Source organism: Streptomyces sp. NPDC101165 (genome assembly GCF_044768135.1).
Classification (GTDB): domain Bacteria; phylum Actinomycetota; class Actinomycetes; order Streptomycetales; family Streptomycetaceae; genus Streptomyces.
Genome location: NZ_JBIWPG010000016.1, coordinates 63015 through 82641 on the forward strand (window position 1 = coordinate 63015; position 19627 = coordinate 82641).

The window sequence follows — 19627 nt, forward strand, 5'->3', positions numbered from 1 at the left end:
ACTACTCCCACTCGATGGTGCCCGGCGGCTTCGACGTCACGTCGAGGACGACCCGGTTGACGTCCCGGACCTCGTTGGTGATCCGGGTCGAGATACGGGCGAGCACGTCGTACGGCAGACGCGACCAGTCGGCGGTCATGGCGTCCTCGGAGGAGACCGGGCGCAGGACGATCGGGTGGCCGTAGGTGCGGCCGTCGCCCTGGACGCCGACCGAGCGGACGTCCGCGAGCAGGACCACCGGGCACTGCCAGATGTCCCGGTCCAGGCCGGCCGCGGTCAGCTCCTCGCGGGCGATGGCGTCGGCGTCCCGGAGCAGGTCCAGGCGCTCCTTGGTGACCTCGCCGACGATACGGATGCCGAGGCCGGGGCCCGGGAAGGGCTGGCGCTGGACGATCTCCTCCGGCAGGCCCAGCTCCTGGCCGACCATGCGGACCTCGTCCTTGAAGAGCTTGCGGAGCGGCTCGATGAGCTTGAACTCCAGGTCCTCGGGGAGGCCGCCGACGTTGTGGTGCGACTTGATGTTGGCGGTGCCGGTGCCGCCGCCGGACTCGACCACGTCCGGGTACAGGGTGCCCTGGACCAGGAACTCCACGGCCGGGCCCTCGTCGGCGATGATCTCGGCCTGCGCCTGCTCGAAGACGCGGATGAACTCGCGGCCGATGATCTTCCGCTTCTCCTCGGGCTCGCTGACACCCTTGAGCGCGGTCAGGAAGCGCTCCTCGGCGTCCACGACGACCAGCTTGACGCCGGTCGCGGCCACGAAGTCCTTCTCGACCTGCTCGGTCTCGCCCTTGCGCATCAGGCCGTGGTCGACGTACACGCAGGTCAGCTGGTCGCCGATGGCGCGCGCGACGAGGGCGGCGGCGACGGCGGAGTCCACGCCACCGGACAGACCGCAGATCGCGCGCTTGTCGCCGACCTGCTCGCGGATCGCGGCGACCTGCTCCTCGATCACGTTGCCCGTGGTCCAGGACGGGGTCAGGCCCGCGCCGCGGTAGAGGAAGTGCTCCAGCACCTGCTGGCCGTGCGTGGAGTGCATGACCTCGGGGTGGTACTGGACGCCGTAGAGCTTCTTCTCGTCGTCCTCGAAGGCGGCGACCGGGACGACGTCCGTGGACGCGGTGACGGTGAAGCCCTCGGGGGCGGCGGAGCAGGCGTCGCCGTGCGACATCCACACGTGCTGCTCGGCCGGGGTGCCCTCGAAGAGGGTGGAGGACGTGCGGGAGACGTGCAGGTCGGTACGGCCGTACTCGCGGGCGCCGGTGTTGTCGACGGTGCCGCCGAGGACCTCCGCCATGAGCTGGAAGCCGTAGCACATGCCGAAGACGGGGACGCCGGCCTCGAAGAGCTCGCGGCCGAGGCGGGGGGCGCCCTCCTCGTACACGGACGAGGGGCCGCCGGAGAGGATGATCGCCGCGGGGTTCTTGGCGAGCATCTCCTGGACCGGCGTGGTGCTCGGCACGATCTCGCTGTAGACCCGCGCCTCGCGGACACGGCGGGCGATGAGCTGGGCGTACTGCGCGCCGAAGTCGACGACCAGGACGGTGTCGGGGGTGGCGGCAGCGGGAGTCGCTGATGACACGGGGTGCCTTCCGGCGGTTTGGGCGGGGGTCTGTGTTTCCGATTCTAACGGGGCGGGCGCGGGAGGCGTCCCGTACCCGGTGCCGTGGCATACTGGCCCCCATGCGCAAGCACTCGACCTTCGTCTTTACCTATGGCACCCGGCCCGCCGGCTGCCATGGTCGTGCTGCTTGAGCTGACGCCAAGCGACTTCCCAGGCGCCCCGGGCCGACAAGGCCCGGGGCGCCTGTCGTTTTCCGGGTTCTGTCGTTCCGGGGCATCCACCAGCCACCTCACGAGGAGCCCCCAGCATGAGCACCGCGACCACGACCAGTCCGGACCGGACCATCGCCGACGCCCGTGAGCGCATCGACGCGCTCGACGACCGGATCATCGGGCTCATCCAGGAGCGGATGGCCGTGTCCACCGTCGTCCAGCAGACCCGCATCGCCTCCGGCGGCCGGCGGGTGAACCTCTCCCGCGAGATGGAGATCCTCGGCCGCTACCGCGAGGCCCTCGGCAAGCCGGGCACCGCCCTCGCAATGACGCTGCTGGAGCTGTGCCGGGGTCGCATCTGAGTTCGGTCCCGCTCTCACCCGTACGGCGCGTGACCGGCCCACGGACCGCTTCGTTGATCCCGGTGTCCGTGCCAGCCAGGGGCGGGCCCGAAAGAACCACGCGTGGCTCGCTGGAGCGATGAGGCGTACGGGTCGTGCCGTGCGCCGTGGGACCTCGCTCCAGAGAAGTGACCGGACGGCAGGGGACAGCAGCCCGGTCACCCAAGAGAACGGCCGGCTCCGGGGACGCCCGGGGCCGACCGGCGGAAAATTGCAAAAATGCACCAGTGCCGGGTCAAACGGTTGCGGATGCCTCGCTCATCCAGCACGATGCGTAGAAAGCCCCCAAGTCCCCTCGCAGACAACGGCATTGCCCCACCCCCGCCTGTCCGCCCGGGGTCGAGACCACAGGAGAAGCGGCGCAACCCCCCGGCGTCGCTCCCAGGCACCGGCGCCGCCCTGACGTCGGTGCTGACGAAAGAGGGCCCCGCGGCTCAAGCCCGCGGGGCCCTTTCGTCACGCCCGCCACACGCCCCTCGCGCGTGACTCACATCACAGAAGAATCGCGTGAGGCGGCGCAACCGTTCAGGCCCCTCGCTGATCAAACCTGCTACCGGATCAAGAAGACGGTAAGAGCGAGGGACCTGCGTTCGGAGGGGGATGCAGGTCCCTCGGTGCTTTCTCCGGTCGAACCGAGGACTTCTCCGCGGCTACTTCTTCGGCGGCACTGCCGGGATCCCCAGGAACGGCAGCTTCAGCGCGCCGAACGCGTCCGCCGGGACCGCCGGGGTGCGCGGCTCCACCGGCTTCAGGCGTTCGTACGCCGCTCCCTGCGCCGGACGCGGATCCTCCTCACCCTTGTTCGGCCAGTACGACATGGCCCGCTCGGCCTGCGCGGTGATCGTCAGCGACGGGTTGACGCCCAGGTTCGCCGAGACCGCGGCGCCGTCCACGACCGAGATGCCGGGGTGGCCGTACAGGCGGTGGTACGGGTCGATCACGCCCGTCTCCGGGGAGGCGCCGATCGGGCAGCCGCCCAGGAAGTGCGCGGTCAGCGGGGTGCCCATCAGCTCGCCGACGTTGCTGCCCGCGAAGCCGTTGATCTCGGCGGCGAGGGCCGAGGCGGCCTCCGAGGCGGCCTTGATCTGCTTGGGGTTCGGCGCGCCGTGGCCCTGCCGGGCGGTGAGCAGGCCCTTGCCGACGCCGTCGGGCTTCAGGTACGTCGTCAGCGAGTTGTCCAGGGACTGCATCACCAGGCCGATGATGGTCCGCTCCGACCAGCGCCGGTTGGACAGGGAGCGGGCGACCAGCACGGGGTGGCGGGCCGCGTTCGCCAGCCAGGCCAGGACGCGCGAGGAGCCCTCGGCGTAGGGGACCTGGAGGATCGACAGGCCGCCCATCGAGTTCGAGCCCTTGCCGTAGCGGACCGGCTCTATGTGGGTGTTCTCGTCCGGGTGGACGGAGGACGTGATGGCGACCCCGCGGGTGAAGTCGGCCCTCGCCTCTCCGGTCGCCCTGCGGTAGCGGCGGTTGTCCGTCTGCGCGCCGACCAGCGCCTCGGAGTTGGTGCGGGTCAGATCGCCGAGGCGGGCGGAGAGGTGGGGCAGCTGGCCACCGGACTTCATGCGGTGCAGCAGGGTCTGGGTGCCGTACGTACCGGCCGCGATCACGACCCGCCGCGCGGTGAAGAGCCGGCCCCTGCCCTTCTTCTTCTGGTCCGTCGGCAGCGTCGCCACCGCGTAGCCGCCCCGCGAGTCGTCGGTGACGGACACGACCGTCGTCATGGGGTGGACCACCGCGCCCGCCTTCTCGGCGAGGTACAGGTAGTTCTCGTTCAGGGTGTTCTTCGCGCCGTGCCGACAGCCGGTCATGCACTCGCCGCACTCGGTGCAGGCCTTGCGGGACGGGCCGGCCCCGCCGAAGTACGGGTCGTCGACCTGCCCGCCCGGCCGCGCCTTCGCCGCCCCGTCGGCGTCCTTGCCGTCACCGAAGAACACGCCGACCGGCGCCATGTGGAAGGTGTCGCCGACGCCCATCCGCTGTGCCGCCGCCTTCAGGTGCACGTCGGAGGGGGTCATGGTGGGGTTGAGCCGGACGCCGAGCATGCGCTGCGCCTGGTCGTAGTACGGCTTCAGCTCCTCCTGCCAGTCGGTGATGTCCTTCCACTGCGGGTCGTCGAAGAAGGCCTTCGGCGGTACGTAGAGGGTGTTGGCGTAGTTGAGCGAGCCGCCGCCCACCCCGGCGCCCGCCAGCACCATCACGTTGCCCAGCAGGTGGATGCGCTGGATGCCGTACATGCCGAACCTGGGGGCCCAGAGGTAGTTCTTCAGGTCCCACGAGTTCTTCGGGAGGGTGTCGCGGGCGAAGCGGCGGCCGGCCTCCAGGACGCCCACCTTGTAGCCCTTCTCGGTCAGGCGCAGGGCGGTCACCGAACCGCCGAACCCCGAGCCCACGACGATGACGTCGTAGTCGTACCCGTCCTCGTCCCGGGTCTGGACAGACTTCTCCTGCGACACGTGCTCTCCTCGTCGAGAACGGGGTTGTCTTGCTCTAGCGGAAGCGGAACGCCTTCATGAGGCGGAGGCTGCGGCTCATGAACTGGGCGTACTTCTCGTCGTCCATGCCGAGCGACGGCGCCATCGGCAGCAGCCGCTGCTCGGCCACCGTCTGCGCCTCGGTGTACTTGAGGATGCCCTCGGAGCCGTGTCGGCGGCCGAGGCCGGAGTCCTTCATGCCGCCCATCGGGGACTGGACGCTGCCGTAGGCGGGTGCGTAGCCCTCGTTGACGTTGACGGTGCCGGTGCGCAGCCGGGAGGCGACGTCCTGGCCGCGGCGGGCGCTCCTGGTCCACACGGACGCGTTCAGGCCGTACGGCGTGGAGTTGGCGCGCTCGACCGCCTCGTCGTCGGTCTTGAAGCGGTAGATCGACACGACCGGCCCGAAGGTCTCCTCCTCGCACACGGACATGGAGTCCTCGACACCGTCGAGGATGGTCGGCTCGAAGAAGTACGGGCCGATGTCCGGGCGGGCCACACCGCCCGCGACCAGCTTCGCGCCCTTGGCGACGGCCTCCTCCACGTGCCGTTCGACGGTCTTCAGCTGCCGTTCCCCGACCAGCGAACCCATGTCGGCGCCGTAGGCGAGGGAGTTGCCGAGCCGCATGCCCCTGGTGCGGGCGGCGAAGCGCTCCAGGAAGGCGTCGGCGACGGACTCGTGGACGTACAGCCGCTCGATGGAGATGCAGAGTTGGCCGGCGGAGGAGAAGCAGGCGCGTACGGCGCCGGCGGCGGCCTTCTCGATGTCGGCGTCCTCGAGCACCAGCATGGCGTTCTTGCCGCCGAGTTCGAGGGAGACGCCGACCAGGCGGGCCGCCGCACCTTGCGCGACCTCGCGCCCTGTGCGGGTGGAGCCGGTGAAGGAGACGTAGTCGGCGTGCCGGACGACCTCCGGACCGACGACCGGGCCCTCGCCGAGCACGACCTGGAAGACGTCGGCGGGCAGTCCGGCCTCGATGAGCAGGTCACGCGCCCAGAGCGCGGTGAGGCAGGTCTCGGTGTCCGGCTTCATCACGACCGCGTTGCCGGCGACGAAGGCGGGCAGCGCGTCGCCGACCGACAGCTCCAGGGGGTAGTTCCAGGGGGCGATCTGGCCGACGACGCCGCGCGGGTGGCGGAGTTCGGTGACCTTCGTCAGGGTCGGCATAGCGCCCGCGTGCCGCTTGGGCCGCAGGTAGGCGGGGGCCTTGCGGCCGTAGTGGCGGGCGGCCACCGCGACGGCCTGGACCTCCTCGTGCGCGTGCAGGCGGGCTTTCCCGGTCTCCAGCTGGATGAGGTCGAGGACCTCGGCCTGCCGTTCGAGCACCAGGTCGTGGAAGCGGAGCAGCACGGCGGCCCGCTGCCGTACCGGCGTCCTCTCCCACACCGCCTGGGCGGCGCGGGCGGCCTGGAAGGCGTTGAGCACGTCCTCGGGGGTGGACTCGGGCAGGTCGGCCAGCTTCTCGCCGGTGAACGGCGTGTGGTTGGCGGTACGGCCCGAGCCGACGACGCCCTTGGTCAGCTGGGCCACCAGTTCGGGGGTGACCACGTCGGCGGCGGTGCGGGCCCCTTCGGGGGCGGGCGCGAGGGGGTTGGTGCCGGTGATGTCCGGGGCCTGCGAGTCCGTCATGACGCGCAGGGTATGCCGAGGCGAAGGCTTTGGGTACCCGTCGGTAACGGGGATTCACGGAGTACACACACAGCGCCAGTGATCACTGGCAGCAAATGTGCTGATCAGGGCGTTGTCGGGGTGACGATCACTCGGCTCCGGGCTTTTTCGCGAGGAGGAGACCGAGGGCGGCGAGGGGGGTGCGGCGGCGGGGGTCGGGGGTGGGGGTGGGAGCCACGGGGACCGGAGCGGGAGGCACGGGCCGGGGTCCCGGCGCGGGCGGGGGTTCCCGGTCGGTCCCGGGTGTCGTCTCCGCCAGGGGCGGTACGCCCGCGCACACCTCCAGCACCGCCGCGACCTCCTCCGCACCCGGCCGCGCCTCCGGCTCCGTCGCGTGCAGCCGGGTCAGCAGCGGGCCGAGCGGCCCGGCGTCCCCGCCCCCGACGGCGGCGGCGAGCAGCGCCCCGAGGGACCACAGGTCGGAGGCGGGACCCGCACCGCGCCCCGACGCCCGCTCCGGCGCGACGAACTCGGCGGGCCCCTCTCCGGCGTGCCCGTCCCCGATCCCGAAGTCGGTGACGACGACCCGTCCGGTGCCGGACTCGATCAGGACGTTGGCGGGCTTGAGGTCCCGGTGCACGATCCCGACGGCATGCGCGGCCCGGAGCGCCCCGAGGACGGCGAGCCCGACCCGGGCGGCCTCGGCGGGCTCCAGCGGCCCGCGCCCGAGAGCCTCCCGCAGCGACTCCCCCTGGACCAACTCCATGACGATCCAGGGGAGTCCGTTCTCGGTGACGACGTCGTACAGGGTCACGGCCGAGGGGTGCCGTACCCGGGCGGCGGCCCGCGCCTCCGTGTGGAGACGGTGCGCGATCCGCCGGCTCTCCTCGTCGTCGGCCGGATCCCCGGGCAGGACGGGCTCCTTGACGGCGACGTCCCGCCGGCCCTGCTCGTCCCGCGCCCGCCGGACGGTCCCGGACGGACCGGCACCGAGGCGCTCCAGGAGCCGGTAGCGCCCACCGATCAACCGTCCGTCGGGCGAGCGTTCGCCGTCTCCAGTCATGTCACATGAGTACCGTGCGCACCACGCCCTTGTCGAAGCGGGCGGTCAGGCGGCCCACCGGTGCAGCGTGAACTCCCCTTTCTCCTTGCGCACTTCGACGGCGCCTGCGCCACCGAAATGCGCGGGGACGACCAACGCCCGTTCGTCGGCGGCGCGTTCGAGCACCCGGAGCCGGGTCGCCGCCGCCTGCCGCGGGTCGAGGCAGAAGCAGCTGCTGCACTCGGGGTGCAGGATCTGCACCGGACTGTGCAGCAGGTCGCCGACGAACACGGCCCGCTCGCCGCGCGAGGCGAGGCGGAGCACGGAGGATCCCGGGGTGTGGCCGGGGGCGGCCTCCAGGACGAGATGCTCGTCGATGCGGTACTCGCCGTCCCACACCACGGCCTGCCCGGCCCGGTGCACGGGCGCGACGCTGTCCTCGTAGACGAGCCGGTCGTCCACGCGCACGCCGCCCGCGTAGCCGCCCTCGGGCCCGAAGTGGTGGTCGTCGGCGGCCGGCAGGAGGTACCGGGCGCCGGGGAAGGACGGTACCCACACGCCGTCGGCGTTGCGGGTGTTCCAGCCGACATGGTCGCCGTGCAGATGCGTGTTGACGACGACGTCGACGTCCTGCGGACGGACCCCGGCCCGCTCCAGGCGGTCCAGGAAGTCCCCCTGCCGTTGATGGAAGAGCGGATTGCCGGGACGCTCGCGGCCGTTGCCGACACCGGTGTCGATCAGCACCGTGCGCCCACCGGAGCGCACCACCCAGGTCTGGAGCGCCACCACGGCACGGTCGCCGCCGGGCTCGCGGTGGTCGGGGACGAGTTCCTCCTCGTGGGCGCTCCACACCTCGGGCCCGCAGTCCGGGACGAGGGCCCCGGCGGGCACGTACGGCCCCCGCCACTCGACGATACGGAGCACCTCGACGTCGCCGACCCTGAAGCTCTGCACATTGTCATCAGCCATACCGATGACCCTAGGAGCCTGGATTGAACGTCCCAATGCTCATTCGGCTCTGTCCAATACGCTGTTGTCTCATGGATGTGGTGAGCGATGCGATCTCGGCGGTCCGGGCCGGCCGGCCGTCCTCGAACCGGCTGCGGGTGCGCGGCAGCTGGAGCGTCCGGCTCGCGCCGTACGAGGGGGCGGGCTTCCATGTCGTCCTGAGCGGCGCGTGCCGGCTCGTGCCGGACGGGGGCGGCGACCCGGTGCCGCTGAGCACGGGGGACGTGGTGCTGCTGCCGCACGGGGCGGGACACGTGCTGGCGGACCGGGCGGCGGGAGCCGCCGAGATACGGCGGGCGGTGCCGTTCGAGGAGGTGGGGGACACGGACGTACGGCTTCCCGGGTCCGGCCCCGGCGTCGAGCTGCTGTGCGGCAAGTACCGTCTCGACCGCAGTCGCACGCACCCGCTGCTGGCGGAGCTGCCGCAGGTGGTGCACCTGCCGCACCGGGTCGGCGACCATCCCGAACTGCGCACCGCCGTCGACCTGTTGGCACGGGAGCTGGACGAGCGCCGGCCGGGCGCCTGCCTGGCCCTGCCGAGTCTGCTGGACCTTCTGCTGATCTACATGGTCCGCGCCTGGATGACCCGGGCGGAGACGGGCGCGTGGCCGGCGGTGCTGAACGACCCGGTGGCGACGGCCGCGCTGCGGGCCCTGCACTCCGATCCGGCTGCCGCCTGGACGGCCGACCGGCTGGCCTCGGAGGCGGGCGTCTCCCGCGCCACCCTGTCCCGCCGCTTCACCTCGCTGGTCGGCCGCCCGCCGATGGCGTACCTCACCTGGTGGCGCCTGACCCTGGCGGCGACCCGGCTGCGCGACTCGGACGTGCCCCTGGCGACGGTGGCCCGGGAGACCGGCTACGGCAGCCCGTACGCCCTCTCGCACGCGTTCAGCCGGGAGTTCGGCACCACACCGGGGCGGTACCGGGAGCGGGTCCGGGCCGCGGAGCCCGCCCTCACGGCTTCGTGATGTCCAGGTTCGCGATCGCCGCCTTCGCCACCTCCCGGCCCCGGGCGGTGAAGTCGCCCTTGCCCGGGTAGCCGATGGTGAGCCGGTACAGGTCGCCGGACCTGGTCCGGTAGTAGAAGATCTGGATCTCCCGCGGGCGCGGGTTCTCGCTGTCGTCGGTGGTGTAGGCGACGGTGTTCGTGGCGGCCTGCCGGCCGCGGTACTTGGCGTTGTCGTCCGGGTGCGTCGTCGCGCCCTTGGCCATGCCGAGCTCGTAGGCGCCCTCGTTCTTGAACTTCTCGTCGTCGGCGCGCATCTGGGCCACGGCGTTGCTCTTGATCTCCTTGAGGGAGTCCTCCGACTTCCTGGTCAGGTCCAGGACGACCGAGATGCCGCCGCTCCAGTCCGTGTACGACACCCAGCTCTTGTCGGTGGCGTTCTTGTCCGGGTGGCCCACCTGATAGGTCGCGGGGACGGCGAGGGTGGCCCCCAGCCTGGGGTCCGCCCGCTTCGTCCAGCCGTCGGGGAGCGGGCCGGCGAAGGGGTCCGCGAGGACCAGGTATCCGGCCGCAGCGGCCGCGACCACGGCGGCGCCCACGCCCAGCCAGACCTTCCGGCCCGGCCGCGCGGAGCGGGTGGCGGGCTCGGTGACCCGGACCTGCTGGGTGGGTTCCGGCGCCGGCGTTTCGGCGGCCGCCTCCAGCAGGCCGCGGACCTGCGCGGCCGTCGGACGGCGGGCGGGGTCCTTCTGGAGCAGCCCGTTGATGGCCTCGGCCAGCGGGCCCCGCGCGGTGGCGGGCACGGCCGGGGCTGCGTTGAGGACGGACTGCAGGGTGGCCGGGGTGTTGCTGCGGCGGAACGGGGAGACGCCCTCGGTGGCCGTGTAGAGGACCACACCCAGGGACCACAGGTCGCTCGCCGGGCCGGGGCGCTGCCCCAGCACCCGTTCCGGCGCGATGTACTCGGGCGAGCCGACGAAGCCGCCGGTGTCGGTCAGGTTCGTCTCGCCCTCGATCTGCGCGATGCCGAAGTCCGTGAGGACGACCCGGTCGTACCGGCCCAGCAGCACGTTGTCCGGTTTCACGTCCCGGTGCAGGACGCCCGCCGCGTGCGCCGCCTCCAGCGCGCCGAGCACCTGCAGACCGGTCCGGGCCGCCTCGCGCGCGTCCAGCGTGCCCTCCTGGAGCGCGTCGCCCAGCGAGCGTCCACGCACCAGCTCCATCACGATCCACGGGCGGTCGTCGACGACCGCGACGTCGTACACGTCGACCACCGCGGGGTGGTCGAGCCGGGCCGCCGCGCGTGCCTCGCGGCGCATCCGCTCGAAGGCGTTGGCGCGTTCCCGCTCGGGAAGGTGGTCCGGGACCCGGGGTTCCTTGACGGCGACCTCGCGGTCCACCATCTCGTCCTTGGCCCGCCACACGGTGCCCATCCCGCCGTGGCCGAGCTTGGCGAGCAGCCGGTACCGCCCGGCGATCAACCGCCCGGCGCCCTGGGCGGGCACCACCGGAGGCTGAGGGCCCGGGTTCGGGCTCGGCGGTTGCAGAACAAAACTCGTCGTGTCGTCGGCCGTGCGGCCGGCTCCCCCGTCACTGCTCATGGTTCATCCATATCGCGCCATGAGCGCCCCAGCCACAGGGAACGCGAACCGGTCACGAAGCCGTGACCGAGAAGGTGTCCACGGCCACGTCGAAGTACTCCCGGGCCTCCTTGACCTTCCCGACCGGCGCCGACACCCACACGTCGTACATCCGGCCGCCCTCCTCCCAGCACACGTCGTAGGTGTGGCGCGCGCCCTCCGCCGCGCTGAAGCCGTTCCAGGTGAACTCCCAGAGCGCGGCGGGGTGTCCGGCGTGCGTGGTCGTGGTGACCCGGCCGTCGTGGTAACCGGGGTTGGTGCTGGGCCCGTCGGCCGCCGACCGGTTCATCACCCCGGTGGGGCCGCCGGGTTCGGGCGCGGAGACCTTGATGCCGAGGCGGAAGGTCTGCCCCGGCGAGAGGTAGAAGACCCGCTCGCCCTGGCGTTCGCGGGTGAAGTCCTCCGGCACGGCGAGGGAGAAGCCGGCCGGGTCCCGGGCGGTGCGGTAGCCGGAGGGTGCGGTGTGTGTGGTGGAGGCCGCCGGTGCGCTGCTCGCGGTGGGCGTCGGGGACTTCGGTGCGCCGGTGGACGGGGAGTTGCCCGTGGGCGTGGTCGGACTGGTCGCCGTGCCGCTCGGGGTGCCGCCGCCTCCGTCGCCGCCCTGGTTCAGCAGCAGTGCCGTCGCCGACACGCCCGCGCCGGCCACCGCGGCCACGAGCAGCGCGGCGACCAGCACTCCGCGCGCGGACTGGCGTGCGGCCGGCGGCTGTTCGGCGGTGGGCGCGGGCGGGGTGAGCGGCCCGTGCGGCACGTCGTGCTCGGTGGGCGTGTAGGGGTTCACGGGTGCCCGGCCTCGGGAGTCACCGAGCCTGGGCGTACGGCCTCGGGAGTCACCGAGCCGCGGCGTACGCCCCTTCGTGTCACCGCTCCGGAGCGTGCGGGCCGAGCCCGGTGTGCCGCCCGGCGCGGCCGGGGTGCGCCCCGTCTCCAGGTACGTCCGCAGCATCCGCTCGGCCTCCGCCGCGCCCAGCCGCCGGTCGGGGTCGCGCTCCAGCAGGCCGAGTACGACGGGCAGCAGCGGCTCGGCCTGCGCGGGTGGCCGGATGTCGGCGGCGACGACGGCGTGCAGGATGCCGCCGAGCGAGTCGCGCCGGAACGGCGACTCGCCGCTGAGCGCCGTGCACAGCAGCGCGCCCACCGACCAGAGGTCGGACTCCGGCCCGGTGCGGACGCCGGACATCCGTTCCGGGGAGGTGTACTCGGGCGAGCCGACGAAGGAGCCGGTCTCGGTGAGCGTGGTGGCGCCCGCGACCTGTGCGATGCCGAAGTCGGTGAGCACGACCCGGTCGGTGTCGGACTCGATCAGCACGTTCGCCGGTTTGATGTCCCGGTGCAGCACCCCGGCCGCGTGCGCGGTGCGCAGCGCGCTCAGCAGGTCGATGGCGATCCGGGCGGCCTCCGCTGCGTCGACCGGCCCACCTGCGGCGATGCGGTCGGCGAGCGAGCCGCCGTCGATCAGCTCCATGACGATGTACGGCCGTTCGTCCTGCTCGACCACGTCGTGCACGACGATGATGTGCGGGTGCCGCAGCTGCGCCACCGCCCGCGCCTCGCGGAAGGTGCGCTCCCGGCGGCGGCGGGCGTCGTCATCCGTGAGGGAGTCGTCCGGGGACAGCTCCTTGACCGCGACCTGGCGACCCAGCAACTCGTCGCCGGCCCGCCATACGACGCCCATTCCGCCGCGCCCGATCCGCGCCAGTAGGCGGTAACGGCCCGCGATCACACGGAAGTCGTCCCCCTCGGATCCCATGAGCCCCATCATGCCGCACCGGCCGCACGCCTTCCGGGGCGGTCATCGGCCAAGCCTCGGGAACTCAGTCGGAGTTCGGCTGCCAGCCCTGCAGGACCCACTTGAACTGCTTGCTCGTCGTCGTCCAGTCGGCGGCGGGCGTCGACATGTAGATGGCGTACTCCGTGCCCCCGCGCGAGTAGTACGTCTCCTCGATGGCGTGTCGCGGGCCGGCCACGTAGGGCGGGTCCTTCTTCAGCGCGTTCCACGTGTACTCCCACACCGAGCCCTTGCGGTCGCGGTAGGTGTTCGTCTCCATGGCCACGCGCTGGTAGCCGACCAGCCGCTGGAGCGTCTGTTCCAGGTCCTTCTGATGCTGGTAGGCGTCGAAGAAGTCCGGGTTGGTGTCGATGGAGACGCGGACGAAGTGCATGCCGCCGTCGGGCGAGTAGTCGATCTGCTTGAGCGCGCCGTCGTCGCTGTACACCTTGCGCTTCCAGCCCTTGGGCAGGAGGAGGCTGAAGCCCACGGGGTCGTTGTACCGCACCCAGCTGTCGGGGACCGCCCCCTCCGGGGCCGGGCTCTTCGTGGTCGGGCTCTTCGTGGCCGAGGTCGCCGGCGCCGGAGTCGCCCCGCCCGCCTCGGTGTCGGCCTGGAACCCGTCCCACTGCTGGAAGACCACCGCGGCACCGCCGCCGAGCACGGCCGCGACGGCGACGACGAGCGCGAGCGTGCGCAGGCGGCGCCGGGGGCGCCGGGGGCGGGCCGGTGCGGTGGGCGCCACCGTGGCCGGTCCCACCGCTGTCGGGCCCATCCCGTTCGGGGCCACTGCGGTGGTGGGGCCGGTGGCGGAACGCCCTGCGGCGCCCGTCCCGGAGCCGTAGCCGGAGGTGCCCGCTCCGGAGCCGTACGACCCACTGCGGTACGGCCCGCCGGCGTACGACCCACCCGTGTACGACCCGCTGGTGTCCACGCCGGAGCCCTGGGTCGGTACGAACGCCTGTGCGGCGTTCGGCCGGCGGCCCTCCGCCGCCTCGGCGAGCAACTGCTCCGTCTCCTCAGCGCTGGGCCGCTGGGCCGGTTCCTTGCGCAGCAGGGCGGTGATGACGGGGCCGAGCACATCCGCGTGGCGGAGCTCCTCCGCCTCCTCCTCGACGACCGCCTGCATGGTGCTCAGCGGCGAGGTGCGGCGGAACGGCGAGCGGCCCTCGACCGCCGTGTACAGCGTGGCGCCGAGCGCCCACAGGTCCGAGGACGCGCCGGGGTCGTGACCGCGCACCCGCTCGGGCGCGAGGTAGTCGACCGAGCCGACGACCTCGCCGGTGCGGGTGATGGTGGTGTCGCCCTCGATCTGGGCGATGCCGAAGTCGGTGAGCAGCACCCGACCGTCCCGGCCGAGCAGCACGTTGCCGGGCTTGACGTCCCGGTGCAGCACGCCGGCGGAGTGCGCGGCGCGCAGCGCCCGCAGCACCCACAGGCCGATCCGGGCGGCCTCGCGCGCGTCGAGGCGGCCGCGGTCCTTGACCGCGTCGGCCAGCGAGCGGCCCTCGACCAGCTCCATCACGATCCACGGGCGGCCGTCGTGTTCGAGCACGTCATGGACGGTGACGACGGCGGAGTGGTTGATGCGCGCGGCGGCTCGGGCCTCCGCCCGGGTGCGGGCGAGCAGAACGGCCCGGTCGCTCTCGGATACGTAGAGTGCGGCGGTCAACTCCTTGACGGCCACCGTCCGGTGGAGCACCTCGTCGTGGGCGCGCCACACCCGGCCCATGCCGCCGCTGCCGATGGAATCGGCAAGCCGGTAGCGGCCCGCTATCAGCAGGCCCTGCATCTGATTCACGTTGCCCCGCAATGCTCTTGACAGGCTCAGACTAAGGACCGGCCTGCCCGCTGGGAACAAGCGGGGTGCCAAGGTGACAGTCCTGTGACGGTTGTCTCTACCCCTGTGTACAGGCCGCTCAACGCGTGTAGCGGTACGTCGCCGTGGCCTGCTCGTACAGCCGCGTCACCTCGTCCCGCTCGGCCTCCGGACCCCGGACCTGGACGATGTGGTAACGGCCGTTCAGCAGGATCGCCATGTTGCGCACGTACAGGTCGCGCCCCTGCCCGTCGGTCCAGGTGAACTGGCCCTCGGCCATGGTCCGTCCGCCCACCTCGATCGTTCGCAGGCCGGTGGCCGTGGCCCAGCTGGAGTTCCGGTACGGCTGCAGTTCGCGCTCCTTGTCCCGCTGGTAGACCATCGGATCGCTGCCGCCCGCCGAGGCACTGTCCCGACCCGGCACGAGGAGCAGCTCGAAGTTCCCGTGCGAGTAGACCACCTGGCCGCTGCCGTTCTTGGGCGTGCGGTCCCAGCCCTTGGCGACGGCGACCTTGAAGCCCTCCGGGTCGGTGCGCAGGGTGAACCCGTCGGCGACGGAGGGATCGCCGCCGGTCTGCGTCTCGGTGGCGGGCTCGGACGCCGAGGGGCTGCCGCCCGCGGACTGCCCGGAGGACGGCTGCTGGGTGCGCGAGGGCGCGGGGCTCGCCTCCCCGGCGCTGCCGGTACGGTCGCTGCCCGCCGCGCCGCTCTCCCCCTGCTTCGGCATGAAGAGCATCGCGTACGCCACCGCCCCGGCCAGCAGGAGCAGTATCAGCAGGAGCAGCGTCCGGCCGAGGCCGCGCGGGGAACGGGTCGCCTCCTCCCGGGCCCGCTTGTGCCGGCCGTGCGGATGGGGCGCGGGCATCCCGGCGCGCCGCCGCCGCACCAGCTCACCGCGACGCCGGACGATCGGCAGCCGGCTCGGGTCGGTGGGCGGGACGGGGACGACATGGGCGCCGGCGTCCGGCTCGGGCGCGGAGCGCACCAGCGAGCGCAGCCAGCCGCTCAGCTCCTCGAAGTCCAGCCGGTCGGTGGGGTCCTGGCGCAGCAGCGACTCCACGACCGGGCGCAGCGGCCCGCACTCCTCGGCGAAGGCGGGCGGCTCCGCGCACACCAACTGCACCAGCTCGGCCGTGGACTCCTCGGGGTAGGGCGCATGCCCCTGCACGGCCCGGAACAGCAACGCCCCGAGGGCCCACAGGTCGGTGGCAGGCCCGATCGGCGCCGCCAGCTGCCAGTTCTCGTGCACGGGCCCGGCCTGCTCCGGCGCCCACCGCTCGGTCACCGGCCCCACGACGGTCATCCGCACCTGCCGCGCCCGTTCGGCGGCGAGCGCGGTGGCGGGGCCACGGCGTACGGCACCGCCGCCGGGCTCGTCCCAGCGGACGCCACCGGCGGCCGGGGTGAGGGCCGCGCCTGCGGGGAGGGCGGGGGGCTGTCCGGGAACGGGGGCGCCGTGACCTGAGCCGCGCGGCGGACCCGCGGGCGCCTGACCGGGTACGGGCAGCCGGCCCGCACCGGGTGCTGCGCCGCGGCGCCACTCCCCGGGAGGCAGGCCGGGTCGCTGCCCGTCGCCGCCCGGCTCGGTCGGCGTGCCTGCGGGGGCCGTGCGCGGTGAGGCGCCGTGCCAGGAGGAGCCGTGCACCCCGTAGGGGTCGGCGATACGGCCGGACTGCGAGGCGGCCCGGCCGGAGGAGTACGGCGGCTGCACGGTGCCGTTGTCCGTGGCCTCGCCCTCGGCGGGCGGGCGGGCTCCGGGCAGGGCGGCGCGGCCGTTCTGCTGGGCTTCCTGCACCCGGGCTGCGGCCCGGGCTCCCGCGCGGTAGGCGGCGATGGCCCCGGCCCGAGCGGCGCGGATGTCGTCGCCGCTCTCCAAGGCGCGTCGGCTCGCAGGTCCGGGGACGGTGGCTCCACCCGAAGCCCCGTTCGCGCTCGGCACGGGCAGCCCACCGGCCGCCCGCGCCTGGATCGCGGCCCGCCGCGCCGCCTCGGGATCCGCGTCGGGGGACGGCACGGGTCCCGAACCGTCCTCCGGGCCACTCACCGCACCGGCCGGAACATCACCGCCCGCGGCACCCCGCCCGCCGTCGCCACCGAGACCCTGAGCACCGGAGTCACCGAAACCCTGGCCACCGGAACCGCCCGGCCCGATGGTTCCTGTCGGCCCGTCCTGGCCCTGCTGCCCGTCCGGAACCGGCACCGGGTCGTACCCGCACAGTGCCTCCTCCGCCGCGCCGACCGCGAGGCCGGTCAGCATCACACGGCCGTCGTCGCAGACGAGGACCGTGCGGGCGGTGATGTTGCGGTGCACCCAGCCGTGGCCGTGCAGGACACGCAGCGCCATGAGGACGTCGGAGGCGACCTCGGCCGCCCGGTACGGCGTCAGCGGCTGCTCGGCCAGCAGCGCGGACAGCGGACGCGCGGCCACCCACTCGCTCACTATCCACAGTGAGCCGCCCTCGGCGAACACGTCGAAGACCTGGTCCAGTCGCGGATGGTCGGGGATGCTCGCCGCCGCCTGCGCCGCCTCGACGGCGCGCCGCACCGCCGGGTCCGAGGGCCGGCGGGTGGCGGTCCGGGCCGCCGGGGTACGACGCGTCCCGCGCTCACGCGCGGTGAACCCCTCGGGCAGCCCCTCCGCGTCGAGCACCTCGGCCTCGACGACCTCCGGCAACGGCACCTGACGGACCAGCACTTCCTGGCCGCTGTAGGTGTCGAAGGCCCGGCTCTCGGTCAGTTCGTACTCGTCGGAGGGCGGCAGCGGCAGGCGGTAGCGGTCGGCGAGCACCCGGCCCGCATAGTCGTCCACGTTGCCTCCCCCGGCCGCCTGGTCGTTCACATCCGTTCCCGTACGACCCGTTGTGCATCCACAATTCGGCTCCGTACGGTCCGCAACCATTCACGATACGTGCCGGAGGCAAGTCGCATTGAGGGGATGACGGATTCTCACTGCCCCAAACAGGGCTCGTTCACATCACGACTTGGGCTCGAAGGACGTCGTCAGCGTCTTCCAGGTGTCCTTGCGCAGCGCGCTGTTCCACTCCGCGGCCTTCGCCGTGTACATCAGCCCGTACCCTTGATGGCTGTTCACCACGAACCCCCGGTCGATCGAACGGTACTTGGTACCGCCCTCCACGTAGGTGAACTCCCAGTCGGCCGTGTTCCAGTCGCGGTAGTGCACCTGTTCTATGCGGATCTTCCGGTACTGGGAGCGGTACATGTAGCGCTCCTGGGACTTCCAGTCCGACACCGGGTCGTCCTTGGGCGTGCTGGTCCAGCCGACGAGCAACATCTGCCCGTTCGGCCCGGTGTAGCGGTCTCCGGCCTGCCCGGTGGACTTGTACTTCCACCCCTTGGGCAGCCCGATCGAGTACCCCTGGGTGCCCTTGTGGGTCGACTCCACCGGTGCGCTGCCGTCCCTCTTCGAGCCGGACGAGTCGGAGTTGTCGTCGCCGGCCGGGCTCGCGCTCGTCTCCGTCGCCGAACCGGTCGTGGTGGACGCCGAAGTGCTTCCGTCCGTCTTGGCGTCGCCGTCGGTGTCGCCCTTGCCGCCCGCGCCCTTGTCCTGCTTGGTGGAGGCGCTGGCGCTGGCCGCGGCCTTGGCACCGCTGCCGTTCTTGCTGCCCTTGTCGTCGTCCCCGTTGAACACGATGGCCAGTACGGTGCCGATCACGGCGAGCACGACCACCACCGCGACGATCACCAGCGTCCGCTTGGCCACCACGTCGGTGAGCGGCGCTCTCGGCACCGGCCGCGGCGGCAGGTCCAGGTCCGGCGGCGGCACCACGGGCCACCCCGAACTCGGCTTGTTCGTGCCGGAGTTCGGCGCGGCGGAACCCTGGGCCGGACCGGCCGGCCGCCCGGGCGTCCCGGCACCCTTGCCCGAACCGCTCTCCACGGCCGACGTGCCGCCGGTGCCCGGAGCCGCCGTACCACCATCGCTCTTCGCACGCGCGGACGGCGACGAGCCCGCCGCCCCTGCCGCCTTGCGGACCGACCGCAGTGCCCCACGCAGCTTCTGCCCGGCCTCCTCGCCCCGCTTGCCCTCGGGCCCGTCGGGCTGCGCCGGCAGCGGAACCACCCGGGTGGCGTCCATCGCCTCCGGCTCCGGCGCGTGGATCACCTTGTTGAGCATCGTCCGGGCACCGGCGTCGTCGAGCCGCTGGGCCGGGTCCTTGGTGAGCAGGCCGTAGATGACGTCCCGGAGCGGACCCGCGTTCTTGGGCTCCTCCAGGGGCTCGGTCATCACCGCGGTCAGCGTGGCGATCGCGGAACCCTTGTCGTACGGGGGCAGACCCTCGACCGACGCGTACAGCAGGCCGCCCAGCGACCACAGGTCGGCCGCGGGTCCCGGCTTGTGCCCGCGGGCGCGCTCCGGGGAGATGTAGGAGGGGGCGCCGACGAGCATGCCGGTGGAGGTGATGGACGGGTCACCCTCGACCTGCGCGATACCGAAGTCGGTGAGCACGACCCGGCCGTCGTCGGCGATGAGCACGTTGGACGGCTTCACGTCACGGTGCAGGATGCCCTCGCGGTGCGCGGAGCGCAGCACGTCGAGGATGGCCAGCCCGACCTCGGCAGCGCGCCTGGGCTCCAGCAGGCCGTCCTCGCGGATGGCCTCGGCGAGGGACTTGCCCTCGACCAACTCCATGACGATCCAGGGCCGGTCGTCCTCCTCGACCACGTCGAAGACCGTCACCGCACTGTTGTTGCGGATCCGGGCGATCGCCTTGGCCTCGCGCAGGGTGCGCGTGATCAGGCGCCGCTTCTCCTCCTCGTCGATGTTCGACGGGAACCGCAACTCCTTGACGGCGACCGTCCGGCCGAGGGTCTCGTCCTCGGCGCGCCACACCGTGCCCATGCCGCCGCGGCCCAGCACGTCTCCCAGCCGGTACCGCCCGGCGAGGAGACGACGCTCGCTCTTGTCCTGACGAGTCTCCTGACGTGATGTGCCCGCCCGCTCCGCCTCCGACATGCGTCCCCTCATGCAACCCGCCCTGACAGAGCCTCCATTGTCTCTCACCCGACAAGCGGCCGACGCCCAGGGTGCCTCTGACCCCGTACCGGGCTCCGCACACCGGAACACCCACTGAAGCCAAGCTTCCGCTTACCGGGATGATGGACCCGAGCAGAGAGGAGCCCGG

At 72.7% G+C, this 19627-nt stretch carries 12 protein-coding genes; 2 read left to right on the top strand and 10 right to left on the bottom strand.

Features of this window, described 5'->3' with window-relative positions; genetic code table 11:
- Position 1: 1 nt before the first annotated feature.
- Positions 2-1582, bottom strand: coding sequence for a glutamine-hydrolyzing GMP synthase (guaA, locus tag ACIRVH_RS30895; protein ID WP_403959936.1), 1581 nt, complete (start codon positions 1580-1582; stop codon positions 2-4).
- 289 nt (positions 1583-1871) lie between these two features.
- Between guaA and ACIRVH_RS30900 the strand changes: the two genes are divergently transcribed.
- Positions 1872-2138 carry a chorismate mutase gene (locus tag ACIRVH_RS30900; protein ID WP_403959938.1) on the top strand — a complete coding sequence of 89 codons (267 nt, stop codon included), beginning with the start codon at positions 1872-1874 and terminating at the stop codon, positions 2136-2138.
- A gap of 689 nt (positions 2139-2827) precedes the next feature.
- On the opposite strand, the gene ACIRVH_RS30905 is transcribed toward ACIRVH_RS30900, so the two are convergent.
- From ACIRVH_RS30905 to ACIRVH_RS30920, 4 genes are all read right to left on the bottom strand, one after another.
- On the bottom strand, positions 2828-4633 hold the full coding sequence (locus ACIRVH_RS30905) for a GMC family oxidoreductase N-terminal domain-containing protein (protein ID WP_403959941.1): 1806 nt from the start codon (positions 4631-4633) through the stop codon (positions 2828-2830).
- Positions 4634-4667: 34 nt separating this feature from the next.
- The gene (locus tag ACIRVH_RS30910; RefSeq protein ID WP_403959943.1) at positions 4668-6281 is read right to left on the bottom strand and encodes a succinic semialdehyde dehydrogenase; all 1614 of its coding nucleotides are present in this window, start codon (positions 6279-6281) and stop codon (positions 4668-4670) included.
- 127 nt (positions 6282-6408) lie between these two features.
- The gene (locus ACIRVH_RS30915) at positions 6409-7323 is read right to left on the bottom strand and encodes a serine/threonine-protein kinase (RefSeq protein WP_403959946.1); all 915 of its coding nucleotides are present in this window, start codon (positions 7321-7323) and stop codon (positions 6409-6411) included.
- A gap of 45 nt (positions 7324-7368) precedes the next feature.
- On the bottom strand, positions 7369-8271 hold the full coding sequence (locus ACIRVH_RS30920; protein WP_403959949.1) for an MBL fold metallo-hydrolase: 903 nt from the start codon (positions 8269-8271) through the stop codon (positions 7369-7371).
- A gap of 71 nt (positions 8272-8342) precedes the next feature.
- Here ACIRVH_RS30920 and ACIRVH_RS30925 point away from each other — a divergent pair, with 71 nt between their 5' ends.
- On the top strand, positions 8343-9278 hold the full coding sequence (locus tag ACIRVH_RS30925; RefSeq protein WP_403959952.1) for an AraC family transcriptional regulator: 936 nt from the start codon (positions 8343-8345) through the stop codon (positions 9276-9278).
- Here ACIRVH_RS30925 and ACIRVH_RS30930 read toward each other — a convergent pair.
- The 5 genes from ACIRVH_RS30930 to ACIRVH_RS30950 all read right to left on the bottom strand — a co-directional run bounded on the left by ACIRVH_RS30930 (position 9265) and on the right by ACIRVH_RS30950 (position 19458).
- Entirely contained in the window at positions 9265-10857 is a 1593-nt protein-coding gene (locus ACIRVH_RS30930) for a serine/threonine-protein kinase (protein WP_403959955.1), read from the bottom strand. The two genes, ACIRVH_RS30925 and ACIRVH_RS30930, sit on opposite strands and share 14 nt — an antisense overlap.
- Before the next feature lie 52 nt (positions 10858-10909).
- Complete coding sequence (locus ACIRVH_RS30935; protein WP_403959958.1) at positions 10910-12646, bottom strand: protein kinase; 1737 nt, start codon at positions 12644-12646, stop codon at positions 10910-10912.
- A 64-nt stretch (positions 12647-12710) separates the two neighbouring features.
- On the bottom strand, positions 12711-14456 hold the full coding sequence (locus tag ACIRVH_RS30940; RefSeq protein ID WP_403959961.1) for a serine/threonine-protein kinase: 1746 nt from the start codon (positions 14454-14456) through the stop codon (positions 12711-12713).
- A gap of 127 nt (positions 14457-14583) precedes the next feature.
- Positions 14584-17292 carry a protein kinase gene (locus ACIRVH_RS30945; RefSeq protein WP_403959963.1) on the bottom strand — a complete coding sequence of 903 codons (2709 nt, stop codon included), beginning with the start codon at positions 17290-17292 and terminating at the stop codon, positions 14584-14586.
- A 165-nt stretch (positions 17293-17457) separates the two neighbouring features.
- Positions 17458-19458, bottom strand: a complete 2001-nt coding sequence (locus ACIRVH_RS30950) for a serine/threonine-protein kinase (protein WP_403960270.1) — start codon at positions 19456-19458, stop codon at positions 17458-17460.
- Positions 19459-19627: the final 169 nt, after the last annotated feature.

Bases quoted from the DNA above. Each gene is read 5' to 3' on its own strand.
- ACIRVH_RS30935 (WP_403959958.1), bottom strand. From the start codon at position 12,646: ATGGGATCCGAGGGGGACGACTTCCGTGTGATCGCGGGCCGTTACCGC.
- ACIRVH_RS30950 (WP_403960270.1), bottom strand. From the start codon at position 19,458: ATGTCGGAGGCGGAGCGGGCGGGCACATCACGTCAGGAGACTCGTCAG.
- ACIRVH_RS30920 (WP_403959949.1), bottom strand. From the start codon at position 8,271: ATGGCTGATGACAATGTGCAGAGCTTCAGGGTCGGCGACGTCGAGGTG.
- ACIRVH_RS30910 (WP_403959943.1), bottom strand. From the start codon at position 6,281: ATGACGGACTCGCAGGCCCCGGACATCACCGGCACCAACCCCCTCGCG.
- ACIRVH_RS30940 (WP_403959961.1), bottom strand. From the start codon at position 14,456: ATGCAGGGCCTGCTGATAGCGGGCCGCTACCGGCTTGCCGATTCCATC.
- ACIRVH_RS30915 (WP_403959946.1), bottom strand. From the start codon at position 7,323: ATGACTGGAGACGGCGAACGCTCGCCCGACGGACGGTTGATCGGTGGG.
- ACIRVH_RS30930 (WP_403959955.1), bottom strand. From the start codon at position 10,857: ATGAGCAGTGACGGGGGAGCCGGCCGCACGGCCGACGACACGACGAGT.
- ACIRVH_RS30900 (WP_403959938.1), top strand. From the start codon at position 1,872: ATGAGCACCGCGACCACGACCAGTCCGGACCGGACCATCGCCGACGCC.
- ACIRVH_RS30925 (WP_403959952.1), top strand. From the start codon at position 8,343: ATGGATGTGGTGAGCGATGCGATCTCGGCGGTCCGGGCCGGCCGGCCG.